Source organism: Variovorax sp. GW821-FHT09D05, assembly GCF_059416325.1.
The window spans coordinates 117,801-135,323 of sequence record NZ_JBWKOZ010000004.1; the positions used below are offsets into that span (position 1 = coordinate 117,801).

13 protein-coding genes are annotated in these 17,523 nt (G+C 67.5%); 12 read left to right on the forward strand and 1 reads right to left on the reverse strand.

Going from position 1 to position 17,523, the window contains the following annotated elements; genetic code table 11:
• Positions 1-131: 131 nt before the first annotated feature.
• The 8 genes from AC07O3_RS11805 (at position 132) to AC07O3_RS11840 (ending at position 12,584) form a co-directional block, all read left to right on the forward strand.
• Entirely contained in the window at positions 132-6,113 is a 5,982-nt protein-coding gene (locus AC07O3_RS11805; RefSeq protein ID WP_495339627.1) for an alpha-2-macroglobulin family protein, read from the forward strand.
• Positions 6,114-6,186: 73 nt separating this feature from the next.
• Positions 6,187-6,876, forward strand: a complete 690-nt coding sequence (locus AC07O3_RS11810) for a putative DNA-mimic protein (protein ID WP_495339383.1) — start codon at positions 6,187-6,189, stop codon at positions 6,874-6,876.
• A gap of 109 nt (positions 6,877-6,985) precedes the next feature.
• Complete coding sequence (locus AC07O3_RS11815) at positions 6,986-7,354, forward strand: nuclear transport factor 2 family protein (protein ID WP_093049273.1); 369 nt, start codon at positions 6,986-6,988, stop codon at positions 7,352-7,354.
• Positions 7,355-7,401: 47 nt separating this feature from the next.
• Positions 7,402-8,319, forward strand: coding sequence for a LysR family transcriptional regulator (locus AC07O3_RS11820; protein ID WP_093049270.1), 918 nt, complete (start codon positions 7,402-7,404; stop codon positions 8,317-8,319).
• A gap of 144 nt (positions 8,320-8,463) precedes the next feature.
• A complete protein-coding gene (locus AC07O3_RS11825; protein ID WP_495339384.1) occupies positions 8,464-9,144 on the forward strand; it encodes a hypothetical protein in 681 nt (226 codons plus the stop codon).
• A gap of 37 nt (positions 9,145-9,181) precedes the next feature.
• On the forward strand, positions 9,182-10,519 hold the full coding sequence (locus AC07O3_RS11830) for an MFS transporter (protein WP_179830471.1): 1,338 nt from the start codon (positions 9,182-9,184) through the stop codon (positions 10,517-10,519).
• Positions 10,520-10,530: 11 nt separating this feature from the next.
• Positions 10,531-11,250, forward strand: coding sequence for a DUF2848 domain-containing protein (locus AC07O3_RS11835; protein ID WP_495339385.1), 720 nt, complete (start codon positions 10,531-10,533; stop codon positions 11,248-11,250).
• Positions 11,250-12,584: an amidase gene (locus AC07O3_RS11840; protein WP_495339386.1), complete on the forward strand. Its 1,335-nt coding sequence runs from the start codon at positions 11,250-11,252 to the stop codon at positions 12,582-12,584. Before AC07O3_RS11835 ends, AC07O3_RS11840 begins: the two co-directional genes overlap by 1 nt.
• Positions 12,585-12,600: 16 nt before the next feature.
• Here AC07O3_RS11840 and AC07O3_RS11845 read toward each other — a convergent pair whose 3' ends face one another.
• A complete protein-coding gene (locus AC07O3_RS11845) occupies positions 12,601-13,509 on the reverse strand; it encodes a LysR substrate-binding domain-containing protein (RefSeq protein ID WP_093075645.1) in 909 nt (302 codons plus the stop codon).
• A 188-nt stretch (positions 13,510-13,697) separates the two neighbouring features.
• Between AC07O3_RS11845 and AC07O3_RS11850 the strand changes: the two genes are divergently transcribed.
• From AC07O3_RS11850 to AC07O3_RS11865, 4 genes are read left to right on the forward strand one after another with little or no spacing between them, the layout of a single operon-like run.
• Positions 13,698-14,759, forward strand: a complete 1,062-nt coding sequence (locus AC07O3_RS11850) for an ABC transporter substrate-binding protein (RefSeq protein WP_495339387.1) — start codon at positions 13,698-13,700, stop codon at positions 14,757-14,759.
• A 6-nt stretch (positions 14,760-14,765) separates the two neighbouring features.
• Positions 14,766-15,836: an ABC transporter ATP-binding protein gene (locus tag AC07O3_RS11855; RefSeq protein ID WP_093075647.1), complete on the forward strand. Its 1,071-nt coding sequence runs from the start codon at positions 14,766-14,768 to the stop codon at positions 15,834-15,836.
• Positions 15,829-16,707 (forward strand): ABC transporter permease, encoded by an 879-nt coding sequence (locus tag AC07O3_RS11860; protein ID WP_435458844.1) that lies wholly within the window; start codon positions 15,829-15,831, stop codon positions 16,705-16,707. Before AC07O3_RS11855 ends, AC07O3_RS11860 begins: the two co-directional genes overlap by 8 nt.
• A gap of 16 nt (positions 16,708-16,723) precedes the next feature.
• A complete protein-coding gene (locus tag AC07O3_RS11865; RefSeq protein ID WP_093049254.1) occupies positions 16,724-17,518 on the forward strand; it encodes an ABC transporter permease in 795 nt (264 codons plus the stop codon).
• Positions 17,519-17,523 lie beyond the last annotated feature (5 nt).

Here is a 17,523-nt window from a genome sequence, read left to right on the forward strand (position 1 = left end):
GCCGACGGCCTATGACTGTTGGCACTGCCGAAGCGTCGCGCAAATCGGCTACGCTGCGCGCTGCCTCAAGGTGGAGATACAAAAAAGTGAACCGTTTCCTTCCAACATTGCTCCTGGCCGGCGGCGTCCTCATGGCCGGCCCGGGCTTTGCCCTCCAGATCACCAGCCTCACGCCTCAGGGCGAGGTCGCGCGCGTACGCCAGGTCGTCGCCAAGTTCGACCAGGCCGCCGTCAACTTCGGCGACCCCAAGGCCCCCGCCCCGCTCACGGTGAGCTGCACCGACGCGCAGGCCGCCAAGGGCACCGGCCGCTGGACCGACGCCAAGGCCTGGGTCTACGACTTCGAGAACGACCTGCCGCCCGGCGTGCGCTGCACGGTCACCCGCATTCCCACCTTCAAGCCCGCCAGCGGCGAGCTGACCGGCCCCGAGCGCTACCAGTTCAACACCGGCGGCCCCTTCGTGCGCAACTACATGCCGGGCAGCTACGCCCGCATCGACGAACAGCAGATGTTCATGCTCGAGCTCAACGGCGCGGCCACGCTCGACAGCGTGCGCCAGAACATCTGGTGCGCCGCCGACGGCGTGGGCGAGCGCATTCCCGTCAAGCTGCTCGACGGCGAGCAGCGCGCAGGCCTGCTCAAGGCCTTCGGCCGCGACAAGGCCGCCGAGAAAGACCCGCTGCGCTTCGTCACCATGCAGTGCAACCGCACGCTGACGCCCGGCGCCAAGGTGCAGATCGTCTACGGCAAGGGCGTGGCCACGCCTTCCGGTGTGCCCAACAACGTGGAACGCCGCCTCGACTTCCAGGTGCGCGAGCCCTTCGCCGTCTCGTTCACCTGCGAGCGCGAGAACGCGCAGGCCGCCTGCCTGCCGCTGCGCCCGATGCAGCTGACGTTCAATGCACCGGTCACGCGCAAGCTGGCCGCGCAGATCCAGCTCAAGGGCGACAAGACCATCAAGGCCAAGCTCGAGAACGAGGGCGGCACGCAGAGCGACGATGACGTGGTCAACGGCGTGAGCTTCGAGCCGCCGCTGGCCGAGAGCACTCAATACAGCATCGAGCTGCCCTCCAAGTTCGAGGACGCCTCGGGCCGCCCGCTGGCTTCGCCCGGCACCTTCCCGCTGAAGGTGGCGACCGGCATGATGCCGCCGCTGGCCAAGTTCGCCGCCTCGCCCTTCGGCGTGGTCGAGCGACTGGCCGAGCCCGACACCCCGGCCATGATGCCGGTCACCGTGCGCCGCGTGGAGCCGAAGCTGATGGTGAACGCCCTCACGCCCGGCAAGGTGAGCGACATGAACCCGAAGACCGACGCGGAAATCATCGCGTGGTTCCGCAAGGTGCGCCGCTACGACAGCTTCACCATCTCGCGCGAACAAGCCCGCAAGGACGTGAAGGGCCCGCTGCCGCCGGTCATCGACAAGGACGACCGCACCACGCTGCAAACGCGCATGCTGTCGCTGCTGGCGGGCCAGTCGGGCGTGAAGGCGCTCGACATGCCCAAGTCCGACGCCGGCGATCCGCGCCCCTTCGAAGTCATCGGCATTCCGCTGACTCCCGGCTTCCACGTGCTGGAAATCGCCTCGCAGAAACTCGGCGAGGCGCTGCTCGACGAGCGCTACAACGCCGGCCGCACGATGTACGTGCGCACCACCGCGCTGGCCACCAACCTGGCCGTGCACTTCAAGCTGGGCCGCGAGAACTCGATGGCCTGGGTGACCACGCTCGACAAGGGCAAGGTCGTGGCCGGCGCCGAAGTGCGCGTGTCCGGCTGCGACGGCAAGGCCGTGGCCAGCGGCACCACCGATGCGAACGGCATCGTCATGCTGAACGGCGTGTCGCCGCAGCCGCCGTCGTGCAACGGCCCGAACGAATACGAAACGGGCGCCTGGTTCGTCAGCGCCCGCGCCAAGGACGACAAGGGCGTCGAAGACCTCGCCTTCACCTGGAGCGACTGGCAGCGCGGCATCGAGCCCTGGCGCTTCAATGTGCCGACCAACCTGCAGGCCGAGCCCGACCGCGTCGCCCACACCATCTTCGACCGCACGCTGCTGCGCGCCGGCGAAACGGTGTCGATGAAGAGCCTGATCCGCACGCAGACCAGCAAGGGCTTCGGCCTGCCGGAGAACCGGCCCGACACCCTCGTCATTACCCACACGGGCAGCGGCCAGCGCTTCACGCAGCCGCTGAACTGGCGCAAGACCGCCACCGGCGGCCTGAGCGCGGAGAACACATTCCCCATTCCGCCGGCAGCCAAGCTCGGCGTGTACGAGGTGATGCTGCGCACCGGTAAAGGCAAGGATGCCAATGGAGAAGGCGAGTCCGACGGCGACGAGGACTACGCCCGCAGCTTCAGCACCGGCATGTTCCGCGTCGAGGAATTCCGCCTGCCCGTGCTCGAAGGCCGCATCTCGCCCACCGAGAAGAAGCCGCTGGTGGTAGCCACCAGCGTGCCCACCGACGTGCAGATCAACTACGTGGCCGGCGGCGGCGCCGCCAACCTGCCGGTGCGCGTGTCGGCCATGGTGCGCGGCAAGGCCCTGAGCTTCTCCGACTACGACGCCTTCAGCTTCAACCCGCCGCGCGCCACGCAGGGCGACGGCACCGAGGCCGCCACACCGGCCGCGGACACGAGCGCCGGCGAGGAAGACCTCAACAGCGTGAACGACACCCGCGTGATCGCCGACAAGCTGCCGCTCACGCTGAACAAGGACGGCGGCGGCAAGGTCACGATCGACAAGGTGCCGAAGGTCAAGGCCGCGCGCGAGCTTCTGCTCGAAGCCACGTACGCCGACCCGAACGGCGAGGTGCAGACCATCCGCAGCACGCAGACGCTGTGGCCCGCGTCCGTCATCGCCGGCATCAAGACCGAGGGCTGGGTTTCCACCGCCCAGAAGCTGAAGTTCCAGGCGCTCGCGCTCGACCTCACGGGCAAGCCCCAGGCCAACGTGACGCTCAACGTGCGCGCCGTTGCGCGCATCACCACCACCAGCCGCAAGCGCATGGTGGGCGGCTTCTACACCTACGACAACAAGACCGAGACCAAGGACATCGGCACCGTCTGCAGTGGCAAGAGCGACGCACGCGGCCTGCTGCTGTGCGAGTCGGAGCTGAAGGAAGCCGGCGAAGTCGAGCTCATCGCCAGCGCCACCGACAGCGACGGCCGCGACGCCAAGGCCGTGAGCTCCGTCTACGTGACGAAGCAGGGCGAGCTCTGGTTCGGCGGCGAGGACAACGACCGCATCGACGTGCTGCCCGAGAAGAAGAGCTACCAGCCCGGCGAGGTCGCCAAGTTCCAGGTGCGCAGCCCCTTCCGCTTCGCGACCGCGCTGGTCGCGGTGGAACGCGAAGGCATCATCGAGACGCACGTGGTGCAGCTCGACGGCAAGGACCCGACCGTCACCCTGCAGGTCAAGCCCGAGTGGGGCCCCAACGCCTACGTGAGCGTGCTCGCCCTGCGCGGCCGCCTGCGCGAAGTGCCGTGGTACAGCTTCTTCACCTGGGGCTTCAAGTCGCCGCGCGAGTGGTGGACGGCCTTCTGGTACGAAGGCAAGGAATACGTGGCACCGACCGCCATGGTCGACCTGAGCAAGCCGGCCTACCGCCTCGGCATGGCCGAGATTCGCGTCGGCACGCGCGCCCACCAGCTCGACGTGACCGTCACCAGCGACAAGCCCAGCTACCCGATACGCAGCAAGGCGCAGGTCACCATCAGCGCCAAGCTGCCCGACGGCAAGCCGGCGGCAGGTGCCGAAGTGGCGCTGGCCGCGGTCGACCAGGCCCTGCTGGAGCTGATGCCCAACGACAGCTGGAACCTGCTCAACGCCATGCTGCAGCGACGCAGCTGGGGCGTGAGCACCTCCACCGCGCAGATGGAAATCGTCGGCCGGCGCCACTACGGGCGCAAGGCCGTGCCCGCGGGCGGCGGCGGCGGCAAGGGCCAGACGCGCGAACTGCTCGACACCCTGCTGGTGTGGAACCCGAAGGTGGTGCTCGATGCCAACGGCCAGGCCGTGGTGACGGTGCCGCTGAACGACGCGCTCACCACCTTCAAGATCGTGGCGGTGGCCGATTCGGGCACCAGCCTGTTCGGCACCGGCCAGGCCAGCATCCAGGCCACGCAGGATCTGCAGATCATCAGCGGCCTGCCGCCGCTGGTGCGCGAGGACGACCAGTTCCGCGCGCAGATCACGCTGCGCAACACCACGCAGAAGCCGATGAAGGTCGAGGCCACGCCGCGCGCCACCCTGCTCACGCTGGAGCCGCAGACGGTCGACATCCCGGCCGGCGAGGCGCGTGAAGTGGCATGGACCGTGACCGCGCCCGCGCAGCTCGCGCAGACGCGCGCCGAAGCCATCCTGTGGGAGATCGAGGCGAAAGACATCATCGGCGGCGCGCAAGGTGCGAGAGATGCGCTCAAGGTGCGCCAGCGCATCGTGCCTTCGGTGCCGCTCACGGTGCAGCAGGCCACGCTGGTGCAGGTCGATGGGCCGTTCACGCTCGACGTGGCACCGCCCGCCGACGCCCTCCCCGGCCGCGGCGGCCTCAAGCTGTCTCTGCAGCCCAAGCTGGCCGAAGGCCTGCCGGGCGTGCGCGACTGGTTCGCGAACTACCCCTTCATCTGCCTCGAACAGAAGACCAGCAAATCGGTCGGCCTGCGCGACGCGAAGATGTGGCAGGGCGTGCTGGCCCAGCTGCCGACGTACCTCGACAGCGACGGCCTGGCCAATTACTTCCCGCCGCGCGACGGCGAGGCCAACCGCGGCAGCGACATCCTCACTTCGTACCTGCTCGCGGCGACGAACGAGGCCGCGCAGCTCAACCCGGCCTTCGCGCTGGCTGACGACGTGCGCGCACCGATGGAGTCGGGCCTGATCGCCTTCGTCGAAGGCCGCATCACGCGCGAGTTCTGGAGCCCGCGCAAGGACCTCGACGTGCGCAAGCTCGCCGCGCTCGAAGCGCTCTCGCGCTACGGCAAGGCAAAGGGCAGCATGCTCGGCAGCATCACCATCGCGCCGAACCAGTGGCCCACCAGCGCGGTGATCGACTGGCTCAACATCCTCAAGCGCGTGAACGACGTGCCGCAGCGCCAGCAGCGCCTGGACGAAGCCAACAACGTGCTGAAGGCGCGCCTCTCATACCAGGGCACCAAGCTGATCTTCAGCACCGAGCAGGACGACTACTGGTGGTGGCTGATGACGAATGGCGACGTCAACACCGCCCGCCTGCTGCTCAGCGTGATGGACGACCCGAGCTGGAAGGACGACATCGGCAAGCTCGCCAACGGCTTCATCGGCCGTCAGCAGAACGGCGCATGGCACACCACCACCGCCAACCTGTGGGGCGGGCTGGCGCTGGAGAAGTTCAGCAAGGTGTTCGAAAGCACGCCGGTGGCCGGCGTCACTGCCGCCACGCTCGGTGCAGTGAAGGCCCAGGTCAACTGGAGCCAGGTCGAACGCGTGAAGACCAGCGACCCGGCCGGTGCACCGAACCAGACCACCTTCTTCGGCGCGCCCGCATCGCCGGGCAACCTGAAGAACAACACGATGTTCCTGCCGTGGGCTGCATCGCCGTCGGGCGCACCCGTGCGCGACACCCTGCTGGTAACGCAGCAGGGAACCGGCAAGCCGTGGCTCACGCTGCAGTCGATTGCCGCCGTGCAGCTGAAGGCGCCGTTCGCGGCCGGCTACGCCATCAAGAAGACCATCACGCCGGTCGAGCAGGCCACCGCCGGCAAGTACACGCGCGGCGACGTGCTGCGCGTGACGCTGGAGGTGAACGCCAGCGCCGACATGACCTGGGTCGTCATCAGCGACCCGATTCCTGGCGGTGCCACCATCCTCGGCGGCGGCCTCGGCCGCGACTCGCAGATCGCCACCCAGGGCGAGAAGAAGTCGGGCGCCGGCTGGGCCGCCTTCGAGGAACGCAGCTTCGAGGCCTTCCGCAGCTACTACGAGTACCTGCCCAAGGGCGTGGTGAAGATGGAATACACCGTGCGCCTGAACAACGTCGGCGACTTCGCGTTGCCGCCAAGCCGCGTCGAGGCGATGTATGCGCCGGAGATGTTCGGCGAGGCGCCGAATGCGCGGGTGAAGGTGGAGGCGACGAAGTAACAATTTAGCGGTCATCGCTTCTTCACCGGCGGTCGTCACCATCGCGGCGAACCAACAACCTGGAGGAAAGATCATGGGTCTGGCTGTCTGTGTCGGCATGCTCGCCGAATTGCTTGAAGACGATCCCGAAAGCGCCGAGGGCTTCGAGGAAGAACTGGCCGAAGCCAACCGCGTGCTGGCTGCCGCGGGGCTTCCCCAGCACACGGAGCCACGCGAGCCGATGGAGCTCGACTCGCGCGCTTCGATCGACGGCTTCCCGTATTCCTTCATCCACTACCTGCGCCGCGCCTACGCCCACCGACTGCTCTCGCCCGACTGGGTAGCGACGCCGCTGCCGGACGACGTCGACCCCACGGCCGACCCGAAGATTCAGGCGCTGCTCGACGGCTCGCCAAGCCACCTGCTGTGCCACTCGGATGCGGAAGGCTTCTACGTTCCCATCGATTTCAAGGATGTGCTGTTCGACGGGGATGACAGCTGCGAAGAGGATGACGAGGACGACGAAGACGAGGAGGAAGAGGAAGCCGGCCTCCCTGGCGGCATGCTCGGCTCGTCCTACCGCCTGCTCGAAGAACTCGTGTTCGTGGCCCCGGCCCTGGGCATCCACCTCGACAACGGCAAGCTCTCGGACGAGGAAGCGGAACGCATCGACGCGCTGATCGAGGAAGACGGCGGCCTGTACCGGGAATACGTGTCTTGGCTGCTGCTGTACGAATCTGCTCGGCTGAGCATTGCGCACAAGACGGCGATTGTTTTCTGCTGACGCCGTCACTGAACCCCGGCTGACCGCGACACAGGCAGTGTTGAACGCCCTCTGACGCGCCCATCGGCCTAAACTGCTTTCCCACCCGCCCCTTCCCCAGGAGACAACCATGACCACGCTCGAAATCGCGAACAAGCTCGTCGCGCTGTGCAGAGAAGGAAAGTTCGAGGACGCGAAATCGCTCTACGCCGATGACGCGGTGAGCGTCGAGGCGGGCGCCCCGCCCGGCCAGCAGCGCGAAGCCGTCGGTCTGGCAGCCATCGAGGCCAAGGGCAAGTGGTGGAGCGACAACCACGAAGTGCATTCGTTCAAGATCACCGGCCCCTGGCCGCATGACGACCGCTTCATCGTCGGCTTCGATTTCGACGTGACCATGAAGCCCACGGGCCAGCGCTTCCAGATGGAAGAAGCAGGCCTCTACACCGTCAAGGACGGGGCCATCGTGCGCGAAGAGTTCTTCTATTCGATGGGCGGCTGAGGCGCCCCGGGGGCACGAACACCGGCAAAATGCCTGCAGGTGCCCCCATGAACACACGATTTGTAGAAGCCTTTCTCTGGGCCGCACGGCTCGGCAGCTTCCGCGCGGCGAGCGACCGGCTCCACATCACGCAGGCGGCGGTGTCCAACCGCGTCGCCTCCCTCGAAGAAGACATCGGCGCGCGCCTGTTCGAACGCGATGCGCGCGAGCTGCGGCTCACACCGGTGGGCGTGCGGCTGATGGACTACGGCGAGCGCCTGCTCGAGTTGCGCCGCGAGATCGTCTCGCTCGGCCGTCCGCGCGAAGACATCCTCGGCCTGGTTCGCATCGGCGCCATCGAGACCGTCGTCCATACCTGGCTGCTGGGCTTTCTCACCAACCTGCGCTCCACCTACCCGGGCATCGAGGTGCAGCTGACCTCCGAGACCACGCTGGCCCTGCACCGAGGCCTGCGCGAAGGCGCGCTCGACATCGCGCTGCAGACCGACCACATCGCCGGCGCGGGCATCGTGAGCACGCCCTGCCTGCCGATGCCCATGGGCTGGGTCGGGCCGCCCGGCGCCGAGCCCATGCAGACGGTCGAGCAGTTGCTGCGCCAGCCCGTGCTCACGATGAGCCCCGGCTCGCAGCCACACGAGGCGCTGAAGAACCTGTTCCGCGCGGCGGGTATTCCGCTGGGCAAGGTGCACTGCGTGAGCTCGATCTCGGCGCTGGCTCGGCTGGTGAAGGCGGGCTTCGGCAACGCGCTGGTGCCGCTGCCGCCCTGCTATGAATACGTGGCCATCGGCGACGTGCGAATCATCGAGTGCGACGCGCTCATCTCGCCGCAGCGCATCGTGGTGAGCCACCTCGAAGCCGCAGACTCCGACGCCATCCGGCTGGTGGCCGAGCTGGCGTGCCGCGCTTCCGACCAGTTCACCACGTCGGCAATCGCACCAACCTGGAGCGCATCGGCAGAGGGTTAACCCTCAAAACAGCGCATTTCGGCCCCGAAAAGGGGCCAGTAATTCTTGTGGCTGTAGCCCAGAAAAACTCGTTTGTGACAGTTCGCCCCTGCGACGGAAGATCGCGCCTTCATTTTTCGAAGGCCCGCCTGCTCTTCCGCCGCCATGAACACACCTGACCTTTCTTTCCCCGCAGCGAACGCGAACGGCCTGCTGTTCGTCGCTTCCGATGTCGAGCCGGCCGACGATGCCGACTTCAACCGCTGGTACGACCAGGAGCACGTGGAAGAGCGCGTGCGCATCCCCGGCTTTCTCTCGGGCGCGCGCTACTTCTCGCTCGAAGGCGGCCGCAAGTACCTCGGGCTGTACCGCACTGAATCGCTGGCGGTGTTCGGCTCGCCGGGCTACCGCGCCGCTTTCGAGAAGCAGACGCCGTGGTCCATCGCCAACCTCGACCGCATGCGCCAGCCAGTACGCCGCGTCTGCGCCGTGCGCGCCGTCACGGGTTTCGGCAGCGGCAGCCACGTGGTCGTGCTGCCCCTGCCGGTGGCCGCCGACGCTGAAGCGCTGGTGCAAAGCGCAGAGCGCACCGGCCTTCAGCTGAAGAAAGAGCAGGCAGGCTTCGTGCAGTCGTACCTGCTCGTGCCCGACACCGCGCTCAGCACGCCGCTGCCGCGCGAATCCATCGAAGGCCGCGTGCTGCAGCCGATGCTGGTGATTGAGACCAGCAGCGCCGACGCCGCGCGCACCGCACGTGCCACGGCCGCCGGCGCCTTCGATACCGACCCCGCCACAGGCTGGCTGCTCGCTCTCGGCTGGAAGCTGAGCACGGCCGAGCTGGGCTGACCCGACCTCCATCTCTTCCCTGAACAAAGGTATTCCAATGACCGAACATGTTCTTCCCGCTGCGGCCACCGCAGCCACGCCGCCCACACCCGGTTCCAGTTCCGGGTCCGCCAAGATGGGCCGCCTGGCTATGGCCAGCTCCATCGGCACCACGCTCGAGTGGTACGACTTCACCGTCTACAACATCATGGCCGCGCTGGTCTTCAACGCGGTGTTCTTCCCGTCGTTCGACCCGCTCACCGGCACCATCCTCGCGTTCTCGACCTATGCGGTCGGCTACATCTCGCGTCCGCTGGGCGGCATGGTGTTCGGCCACCTCGGCGACCGGCTGGGCCGGCGCTTCGTGCTGGTGGCCACGCTGGTCATCATGGGTGTGTCCACTGGCCTGATGGGCCTGCTGCCCACCTATGCGACCTGGGGCATCTGGGCGCCGGTGGCACTGGTTGCGCTGCGCTTCGTGCAGGGCGTGGCGCTCGGCGGCGAATGGGCCGGCGCGGTGCTGCTGTCGATGGAACACGGCAAGCCCGACGAGCGCGGCCGCAACGCCTCGTTCACGCAGGTCGGCCCGTCGTGCGGCACGCTGATCGGCACCGGCTTCATCGCCATCGTGTCGGCCTGGCTGAGCCCGGAAGAGTTCCAGGCCTGGGGCTGGCGCCTGCCGCTGATCTCCAGCGTCGCGCTGGTGCTGTTCGGCCTGTGGCTGCGCCGCGGTGTTGACGAGACTCCCGTGTTCCGCGAGATGGAAGAGAAGAAGGCCACCGCCAAGACCCCCATCAAGGAAGTGTTCACCCAGCACTGGCGCAGCCTGCTGGTGGCCGGCGGCTCGCGCATCGGCTCCGACGTGCTGTACGCGCTGGTGGTGGTGTTCACGCTGACCTACGTGACGACGGTGCTGCACCTGTCGCGGCCGCTGGCGCTCACCGCCACGATGATCGGCGCGGCCTGCAACGCGATTGCAGTGCCGTGGTTCGGCAGCCTGTCTGACCGCATCGGCCGCCGGCCGGTCTACATTGCCGGCGCGCTGCTGGGCATGGTGTGGGCCTTCGTGTTCTTCGTGCTGATGGACAGCGCGCAACCGGTCGCCATCTGCGCGGCGGTGGTGGTGGGCCTGTTGATCCACGCAATGATGTACGGCCCGCAGGCCGCCTTCGTGACCGAGCAGTTCCCCGGCCGCGTTCGCTATGCGGGCGCCTCGCTGGCCTACACGCTGGCCGGCATCGTGGGCGGCGGCTTCGCGCCGCTGATCATCGCGAGCCTGTTCAAGTCGTGGGGCACCACCGTGGCCGTGTCGCTGTACGTGGTGGCCGCACTGGGCCTGACGCTGATCGCCCTCGTGGTGGCCCGCGAAACCGCCAAGCGCCCACTGGAGAACTGATGACGACGAACATGCATCATTCCCTGCGCTTCGCCTGCGAGAGCATTGCCGAAGACGGCACGCGCTCCACCGCCCTGCACAGCATCGCGCCCCGCGCGCTGGTGGTGGCAGGCTGGACCGGCCGCGACATCGCTGCCATCGAGCACCACATCGAGGAGCTGGCGGAGCTCGGCGTGCCGCGCCCTTCGAGCGTGCCGCTGTACTACCGCGTCGCGGCCCAGTTGCTGACGCAATCGCCGGCCATCGAGGCGCTGGGCGACCAGAGCTCCGGCGAAGCCGAGCCCGTGTTCTTCTTCTCGCAGGGCGAGTGGTGGCTGAGCGTGGCCTCTGATCACACCGACCGGCATGTCGAGAGCTATTCGGTGGCCGTGTCGAAGCAGATGTGCGCCAAGCCCGTGGCCGAGACCGCATGGCGCTGGCGCGACGTGCAGGCGCACCAGGACTCACTCGAACTGCGCTCGCGCATCTTCGAGGATGGCCGCTGGACCGACTACCAGCGCGGCACGCTCGCGTCGATCCGGCCGCTGGGCGCGCTGCGCGACGGCATGCCCGGCGCCGGCAGCGCACCCGAGGGGCTGTTCATGACCTGCGGCACGCTGGGCGCACTGCCCAACGCGAAGGGCGAAGGCATCCGGCCTGCCGGGCAGATGGAAATCGAACTGCACGACCCGAAGCTGCAGCGCCGCATCGTGCATCGCTATGCGGTGGAAGCACTACCGGTGGTGGCGTGATGAAAGACGTCTTCACCATTGCAGCCCTGCGCGAACGCATCGCGCGCGGCGAGCTGTCGCACGAGGCGCTGATCGAACAGGTGCTCGAAGCGGCCACGCAACCCGCTGCCGAGCACGTCTTCACGCGGCTCTACGCCGATGCCGCGCTCGCTACAGCCCGACACGCCGATGCGGCGCGCAAGGCCGGCATCGAACTCGGCCCGCTCGCCGGCCTGCCCGTGTCGGTCAAGGACCTCTACGACGTGGCCGGCGAGACCACCATGGCCGGCTCCGCCGTCTGCGCAGGCGAGCCGCCGGCCACGCGCGACGCAGTCGCCGTGACGCGGCTGCGCACGCAAGGCGCTGCCATCGTCGGCAAGACCAACATGACCGAGTTCGCGTTCTCGGGCGTGGGCATCAACCCGCACTACGGCACGCCGCGCAATCCGGCCGACGCGGCCACGGCGCGCATTCCGGGCGGTTCGTCGTCGGGCGCTGCGGTGTCGGTGGCGCTCGGCCTCGCTGTCGCGGGGCTGGGCTCGGACACGGGCGGCTCCATCCGCATTCCTGCCGCGCTGTGCGGGCTCGTGGGCTTCAAGAGCACGCAGTCGCGCGTGCCGCGCACGGGTGCCTTCGAACTGGCGCGCTCGCTCGACACGGTCTGCGCCATGGCCCGCAGCGTGGAAGACTGCCTGATCGCCGATGCGGCCATTGCCGATGCACCGCTCGCGGTGCGCCGCCGCCCGCTGCAGGGCATGCGCCTTGCCGTGCCGCGCACGATGATGTTCGACGATATCGAGCCCGCAGTGGCGCACGCCTTCGACCGCGCGCTGCAGGCCCTCTCGGCCGCTGGCGCGCAGATCGTGGACATCACGCTAGCCGAACTCGCCGAGATCGCGACCGTCAACGCGCCCGGCGGCTTCTCGCCGGTCGAGGCCTCTGCGGTGCACCGCGAGCGCTTCGCCGCAAAGCGCAGCGGCTTCGATTCGCGCGTAGCCGCACGTATCGCGCTCGGCACCGAAGTGCGCGCCGCCGACTACATCGCCATGCAAGACCGCCGGCGCGACTGGATCGGCCGCGTCGAACGGGCCATCGAAGGCTTCGACGCCCTCGTGTGCCCGACCGTGCCGATCGTCGCGCCGCCCATTGCGGCGCTGGCGGAAGACGCCGCCTTCTTCAAGGCCAACGGCCTGCTGCTGCGCAACACCTTCGCGATCAACCTGCTCGACGGCTGCGCCTTCAGCCTGCCCTGCCATGCGCCGGGCGAACTGCCGGTGGGGCTGATGCTGGCCTCGATGCGCGGCGACGATGCGCGGCTTGCGGCCGTGGCGCTGGCTGTGGAGGCTGCGCTGTAGAAGCCCGGAACGTAAATCAGGGGCTGACGAATCTCGGGTCGAGTTGCGCCACGGCGAACTTGCGCACGTGATCGACGAAGGCGCTCACCAGCAATGACGAGCTCCGCCGCACCGGCGTGAGCACGGAAAAATCCGTCACCATTTCCGGCTCGAAGGGCAGGAAGCTCAGGCCCTGGCCGGCGTGCTCCAGCGCGGTGATCGGGTCCACCAGCGACACGCCGAGGCCGGCAGCCACCATGGCGCAAACGCCGGCCGACACCTGTGTCTCGACCTGCAGCTTGCGCTCGATGCCGTAGGACGCAAAGAGCGCGTCGACGTGCAGCCGCGACTCGATCACATGCGGATGCGAGACAAAGTGCTCGCCAGCCAGGTCTGGAGGACGGATCACCTTTTTCTTCGCGAGCCGGTGATCGCTGCGCATTACGCAAACCATCCGGGTCGCGATCAGCCGCTCACCGTGCGTGCTCGAATGGCTTACCGGCAGGATGACGAATCCGACGTCGCAGCGCTCGCCCACCACCAGGTCCACCACCGTGCGCGAGGAATGGTTGGCGAGCGACACCCGGATGTCGTTGTGCTCGGCCAGGAAGCCCGCAATTGCGCGCGGCAGGAAAGACAGCGCCAATGCCGGCGCGGCGGCAATGCGCAGCGCGCCGCGCTGCAGCGACCGGATCTCCTCGGCGGTTCGCGCAATGCGCTCCATGCCGAGCAGCGAGCGCTCGACCTCCTCGTTCAGCGCCTCGGCCTCCGCGGTGGGTTGCAGGCGCCCCCGCACACGCAAAAAGAGCGGGAAGCCCACGCTTTCCTCCAGGTCGGCAATCAACCGCGTGACGGCGGGCTGCGACACGTGCAGCGACTCGGCCGCGCGTGTCACCGTTTGCCACAGCATCACGGCGCGAAAGGCCTCCAATTGACGAATCTTCATGTCTGGCACTCCATACATGAATGTTATGGCCTTCCGAAAAAAAACGATTGTTCAGCGAACGAACGCATCGTTAATCTGCGTTCTTCGAGTGAAACGAACTGCAGAACCCATTCTGGTGCGCCATAAGAGAAACGCATCACGATAGGGAAAACCCGGACTTTTTGGTGCGCAACAAAGGAAATCCCATGATGCTTCGTCCCGTTTCCGCGGCCGTGAATGCGGCGCTGTCCACCGTGCTGGCCTTCTGCGCCCTTGCCGCAGCAACCATCGCGTCAGCCCAGCAGCCGACCACGCTCTACGTCGGCTCCTACGGCGGCTCGACCGAGAAGGCCTTCAAGGAGAAGCTGATCCCCGCGTTCGAGGCCAAGCACAACGCCAGGATCGTCTACGTGTCGGGCAACTCAACCGACACGCTGGCCAAGCTGCAGGCGCAAAAGGGCAAGCAGGAACTCAACGTCGTGCTGCTCGACGACGGCCCGATGTACCAGGCCGTGCAGTTCGGCTTCTGCGACAAGCTGGGCAACCAGCCGGTGCTGAAAGACCTGTACCCCGTCGCACGCATGACCGACAGCGCAGTCGGCGTGGGCATCGTCGCCGCCGGCATCGCCTACAACACCGAAGCCTTCAAGAAGGCGAACCTGCCTCCGCCGGATTCGTGGGAGGTGCTCACCGACAAGCGCTTCAAGCAGAAGGTCGCGATCCCGCCGATCAGCAACACCTACGGCCTGCAGACGCTGCTGACCTTCGCCAAGCTGCGCAAGGGCGGCGACAAGAACATCGACCCGGGCTTCACGGCAATGGCGCGCGAAGTCGGGCCCAACGTGCTGGCGTGGGAACCGTCGCCGGGCAAGATGACCGAGCTGTTCCAGAACAACGACATCATGCTGGCCGTGTGGGGCAGCGGCCGCGTGCAGGCGCTGAAGGACACGGGCTTCCCGGTGCAATTCGTGATTCCGAAGGAAGGCGCGCCGGCCCTGCTGATAGCTGCCTGCCCGGTGGCGCAGAACACCGCCCCGGCGCTCTCGCAGGCCTTCATCAACTACCTGCTGACGCCTGAAGTGCAGGCCATCCTCGCCGACACGCAGGGCTGGGGCCCGGCCAACTCGACCACCAGGCTGGCACCGGCAGTGGCGGCCAAGGTGCCGTACGGCAAGGAACAGATGGACAAGCTGCTGCCCACCGACTGGACGCTGGTCAACGAGAAGCGCGCCGAATGGACCAACCGCTGGAACCGCACCGTCGAACGCTGAGCAAGCATGACCTTCCTTCAACTCGATCAACTCGGCAAGACCTTCGGCGACTTCCGCGCCGTGGAGAGCCTGAGCCTGGACGTCGAGCGCGGCGAGTTCATCTCGCTGCTCGGCCCCTCGGGCTGCGGCAAGACCACCACCCTGCAGATGGTGGCGGGCTTCGTCGAGCCGACGCGCGGACGCATCCGCCTGAACGGCGCCGACATCACGGCCATGCGGCCGGAGAAGCGCGGCATGGGTGTAGTGTTTCAGAGCTATGCGCTGTTTCCGCACATGACCGTGGCCGACAACATCGGCTTCGGCCTCGAGATGCGCGGCATGCGGGGCGCCGAGAAGTTGAAACGCATCGACGAGACGCTCGAGCTCGTGCGGCTGCCGGGCCTGGGCAAGCGCTATCCAAAGGAACTCTCGGGCGGCCAGCGGCAACGCGTTGCCATCGCCCGTGCGCTGGCGGTGCGCCCCGAGGTGCTGCTGCTCGACGAGCCGATGTCGAACCTCGACGCGAAGCTGCGCGAGGACATGCACGTCGAGCTGCGCGGCATCCAGCGGCACCTTGGCATCACCACGATCCTGGTCACGCACGACCAGGTCGAGGCCATGACCATGAGCGACCGCATCGCGGTCATGCACGGCGGGCGCATCGTGCAGCTCGCCACGCCCTACGAGGCGTACGAGCGACCCGAATCCGCATTCGCCTCGTCCTTCCTCGGCAAGACGAACGTGCTGAAAGGTGTCGTCGAAGCCCGCAACATGCGCTGCTGCGAAGTGCGTGTCGGCGATTCGCTGCTGCACGTGCCGCACCAGGAAAAGCCGCTTGCGCGCGAGGTCAACGTCTATGTTCGGCCCGAGAAGGTGAAGCTTGCGCCGGCCTCGGCCGCGAACGGCATTCCGGCCACCATCCGCACGAGGCTCTTCCTGGGCAACCACTGGCTGGTCGAGGTCGACAGCGCGCTCGGGCCGATGCGCGTAAGCCATCCCAACATCGGCGCGGTGCCACCGGCCGAAGGCGAAGCCGTCGCGCTGCACTGGCTGGACGACGACCTGCGCCTGCTCGACACGGAGGCCGCGAATGGCTGAGGCAGCCTCCGGGCCGCGCGCGGGTTCTGCGCCCTGGTTCCTCAGCGCGCCCGCGCTGCTGCTGTTTCTCGGGCTGCTGGTGATTCCGCTCGCGCTCACCGCGGTGTTGTCATTCCATTCGTTCGACGGCACGCGCGGTGTGCTGCCGGACTTCACTGCTCGCAACTACCTCGAGGTTTTCTCGGACCCGTACTACTACGAGATCTTCCTGCGCACGGCCGGCCTGGCGCTCGCGGTCACGCTGCTGTCGGTGCTGTTCGGCGTGCCGGAAACCATCATCCTGTCGCGCATGAAGGCGCCGTGGCGGGGCATCTTCCTGATCGTCATTCTTGGCCCGCTGCTGGTCTCGGTCGTGGTCCGCACGCTGGGCTGGGCCATCCTCATGGGCAACAACGGGCTCATCAATGCGGGCCTGCGGGCGCTCGGCCTCACGGACGAACCGGTACGCCTGCTGTTCACGATGACCGGGGTGGTCATCGCGCTCACGCACGTGCTGATGCCGTTCATGGTGATCTCGGTGTGGGCCTCGCTGCAGAAGCTCGATCCGCAGGTCGAGAACGCGGGGCTCTCCTTCGGCGCGGCGCCTTTCACGGTGTTTCGCCGGGTCATCCTGCCGCAGATCCTGCCAGGCATCCTGTCGGGCGGGATCATCGTGTTCGCGCTGGCGGCCTCGGCCTTCGCCACGCCGGCCATTCTTGGCGGGCGCCGGCTCAAGGTGGTGGCCACGGCCGCGTACGACGAGTTCCTGAGCACGCTGAACTGGCCGCTGGGCGCGTCGATCGCGATCCTGCTCCTGGTGGCCAACGTCATCGTCATCGCCGGCTTCAACCGCTGGCTCGAGCGGCGCTACGCACAGGTCTTCGAAGGCTGAGAAAAAGAGGCACGACATGCGCAAGAACGGACTGCTCTCCCTCGTCTACCACGCGATCTTCATCGCCTTCATCCTGGCGCCGCTGGTCGTAGTGGTGCTGGTGTCGTTCACAGGCAAGGGCTACATCTCGCTGCCGACCGACGGCTTCTCGCTGCGCTGGTTCCGCGCCATCGGCGGCGCCACCGAGCTGGTCAACGCGTTCTGGATCTCGCTCTGGCTCGGCCTTGCGAGCGCGACCGTCGCCGTGGTGCTGGCAGTGCCGGCCGCGCTGGCGCTGGTGCGCTACCGCTTTCCGGGGCGCGGCGTGCTCGCGGCCTTCTTCATGTCGCCGCTGATGATTCCGCATGTGGTGCTGGGCGTGGCGTTCCTGCGCTTCTTCACCACGGTGGGCGTGTCGGGGTCGTTCGCGTGGCTCGCGCTGACGCACGTGGTGGTGGTCATGCCCTACGCACTGCGGCTGGTGCTGGCCTCGGCCACGGGCCTCGATCGCGATGCAGAGAAGGCCGCGCTCTCGCTCGGCGCGAACCGCATGACCGCGTTCCGCCGCATCGTGCTGCCGCTGATCCTGCCGGGCGTGGTCGGCGGCTGGATGCTCGCCTTCATCCAGAGCTTCGACGAGCTCACCATGACCGTGTTCGTCGCCACGCCGGGCACCACGACTCTGCCGGTCGCCATGTACAACCAGATCGCGCAGACCATCGACCCGCTGGTGGCGTCGGTATCGACCGTGCTCATCGCCGGCACGGTGGTGCTGATGGTGCTGCTCGACCGCCTCGTCGGCCTCGACCGCGTGCTGATCGGCAAGGGCTGAGCGCG

What these genes read in the sequence shown, in the direction of transcription:
- AC07O3_RS11820 (WP_093049270.1), top strand. Translation starts at nt 7,402, where the DNA reads ATGAACACACGATTTGTAGAAGCCTTTCTCTGGGCCGCACGGCTCGGC.
- AC07O3_RS11860 (WP_435458844.1), top strand. Translation starts at nt 15,829, where the DNA reads ATGGCTGAGGCAGCCTCCGGGCCGCGCGCGGGTTCTGCGCCCTGGTTC.
- AC07O3_RS11805 (WP_495339627.1), top strand. Translation starts at nt 132, where the DNA reads ATGGCCGGCCCGGGCTTTGCCCTCCAGATCACCAGCCTCACGCCTCAG.
- AC07O3_RS11865 (WP_093049254.1), top strand. Translation starts at nt 16,724, where the DNA reads ATGCGCAAGAACGGACTGCTCTCCCTCGTCTACCACGCGATCTTCATC.
- AC07O3_RS11855 (WP_093075647.1), top strand. Translation starts at nt 14,766, where the DNA reads ATGACCTTCCTTCAACTCGATCAACTCGGCAAGACCTTCGGCGACTTC.
- AC07O3_RS11815 (WP_093049273.1), top strand. Translation starts at nt 6,986, where the DNA reads ATGACCACGCTCGAAATCGCGAACAAGCTCGTCGCGCTGTGCAGAGAA.
- AC07O3_RS11810 (WP_495339383.1), top strand. Translation starts at nt 6,187, where the DNA reads ATGGGTCTGGCTGTCTGTGTCGGCATGCTCGCCGAATTGCTTGAAGAC.
- AC07O3_RS11830 (WP_179830471.1), top strand. Translation starts at nt 9,182, where the DNA reads ATGACCGAACATGTTCTTCCCGCTGCGGCCACCGCAGCCACGCCGCCC.
- AC07O3_RS11825 (WP_495339384.1), top strand. Translation starts at nt 8,464, where the DNA reads ATGAACACACCTGACCTTTCTTTCCCCGCAGCGAACGCGAACGGCCTG.
- AC07O3_RS11835 (WP_495339385.1), top strand. Translation starts at nt 10,531, where the DNA reads ATGCATCATTCCCTGCGCTTCGCCTGCGAGAGCATTGCCGAAGACGGC.
- AC07O3_RS11840 (WP_495339386.1), top strand. Translation starts at nt 11,250, where the DNA reads ATGAAAGACGTCTTCACCATTGCAGCCCTGCGCGAACGCATCGCGCGC.
- AC07O3_RS11850 (WP_495339387.1), top strand. Translation starts at nt 13,698, where the DNA reads ATGCTTCGTCCCGTTTCCGCGGCCGTGAATGCGGCGCTGTCCACCGTG.
- AC07O3_RS11845 (WP_093075645.1), bottom strand. Translation starts at nt 13,509, where the DNA reads ATGAAGATTCGTCAATTGGAGGCCTTTCGCGCCGTGATGCTGTGGCAA.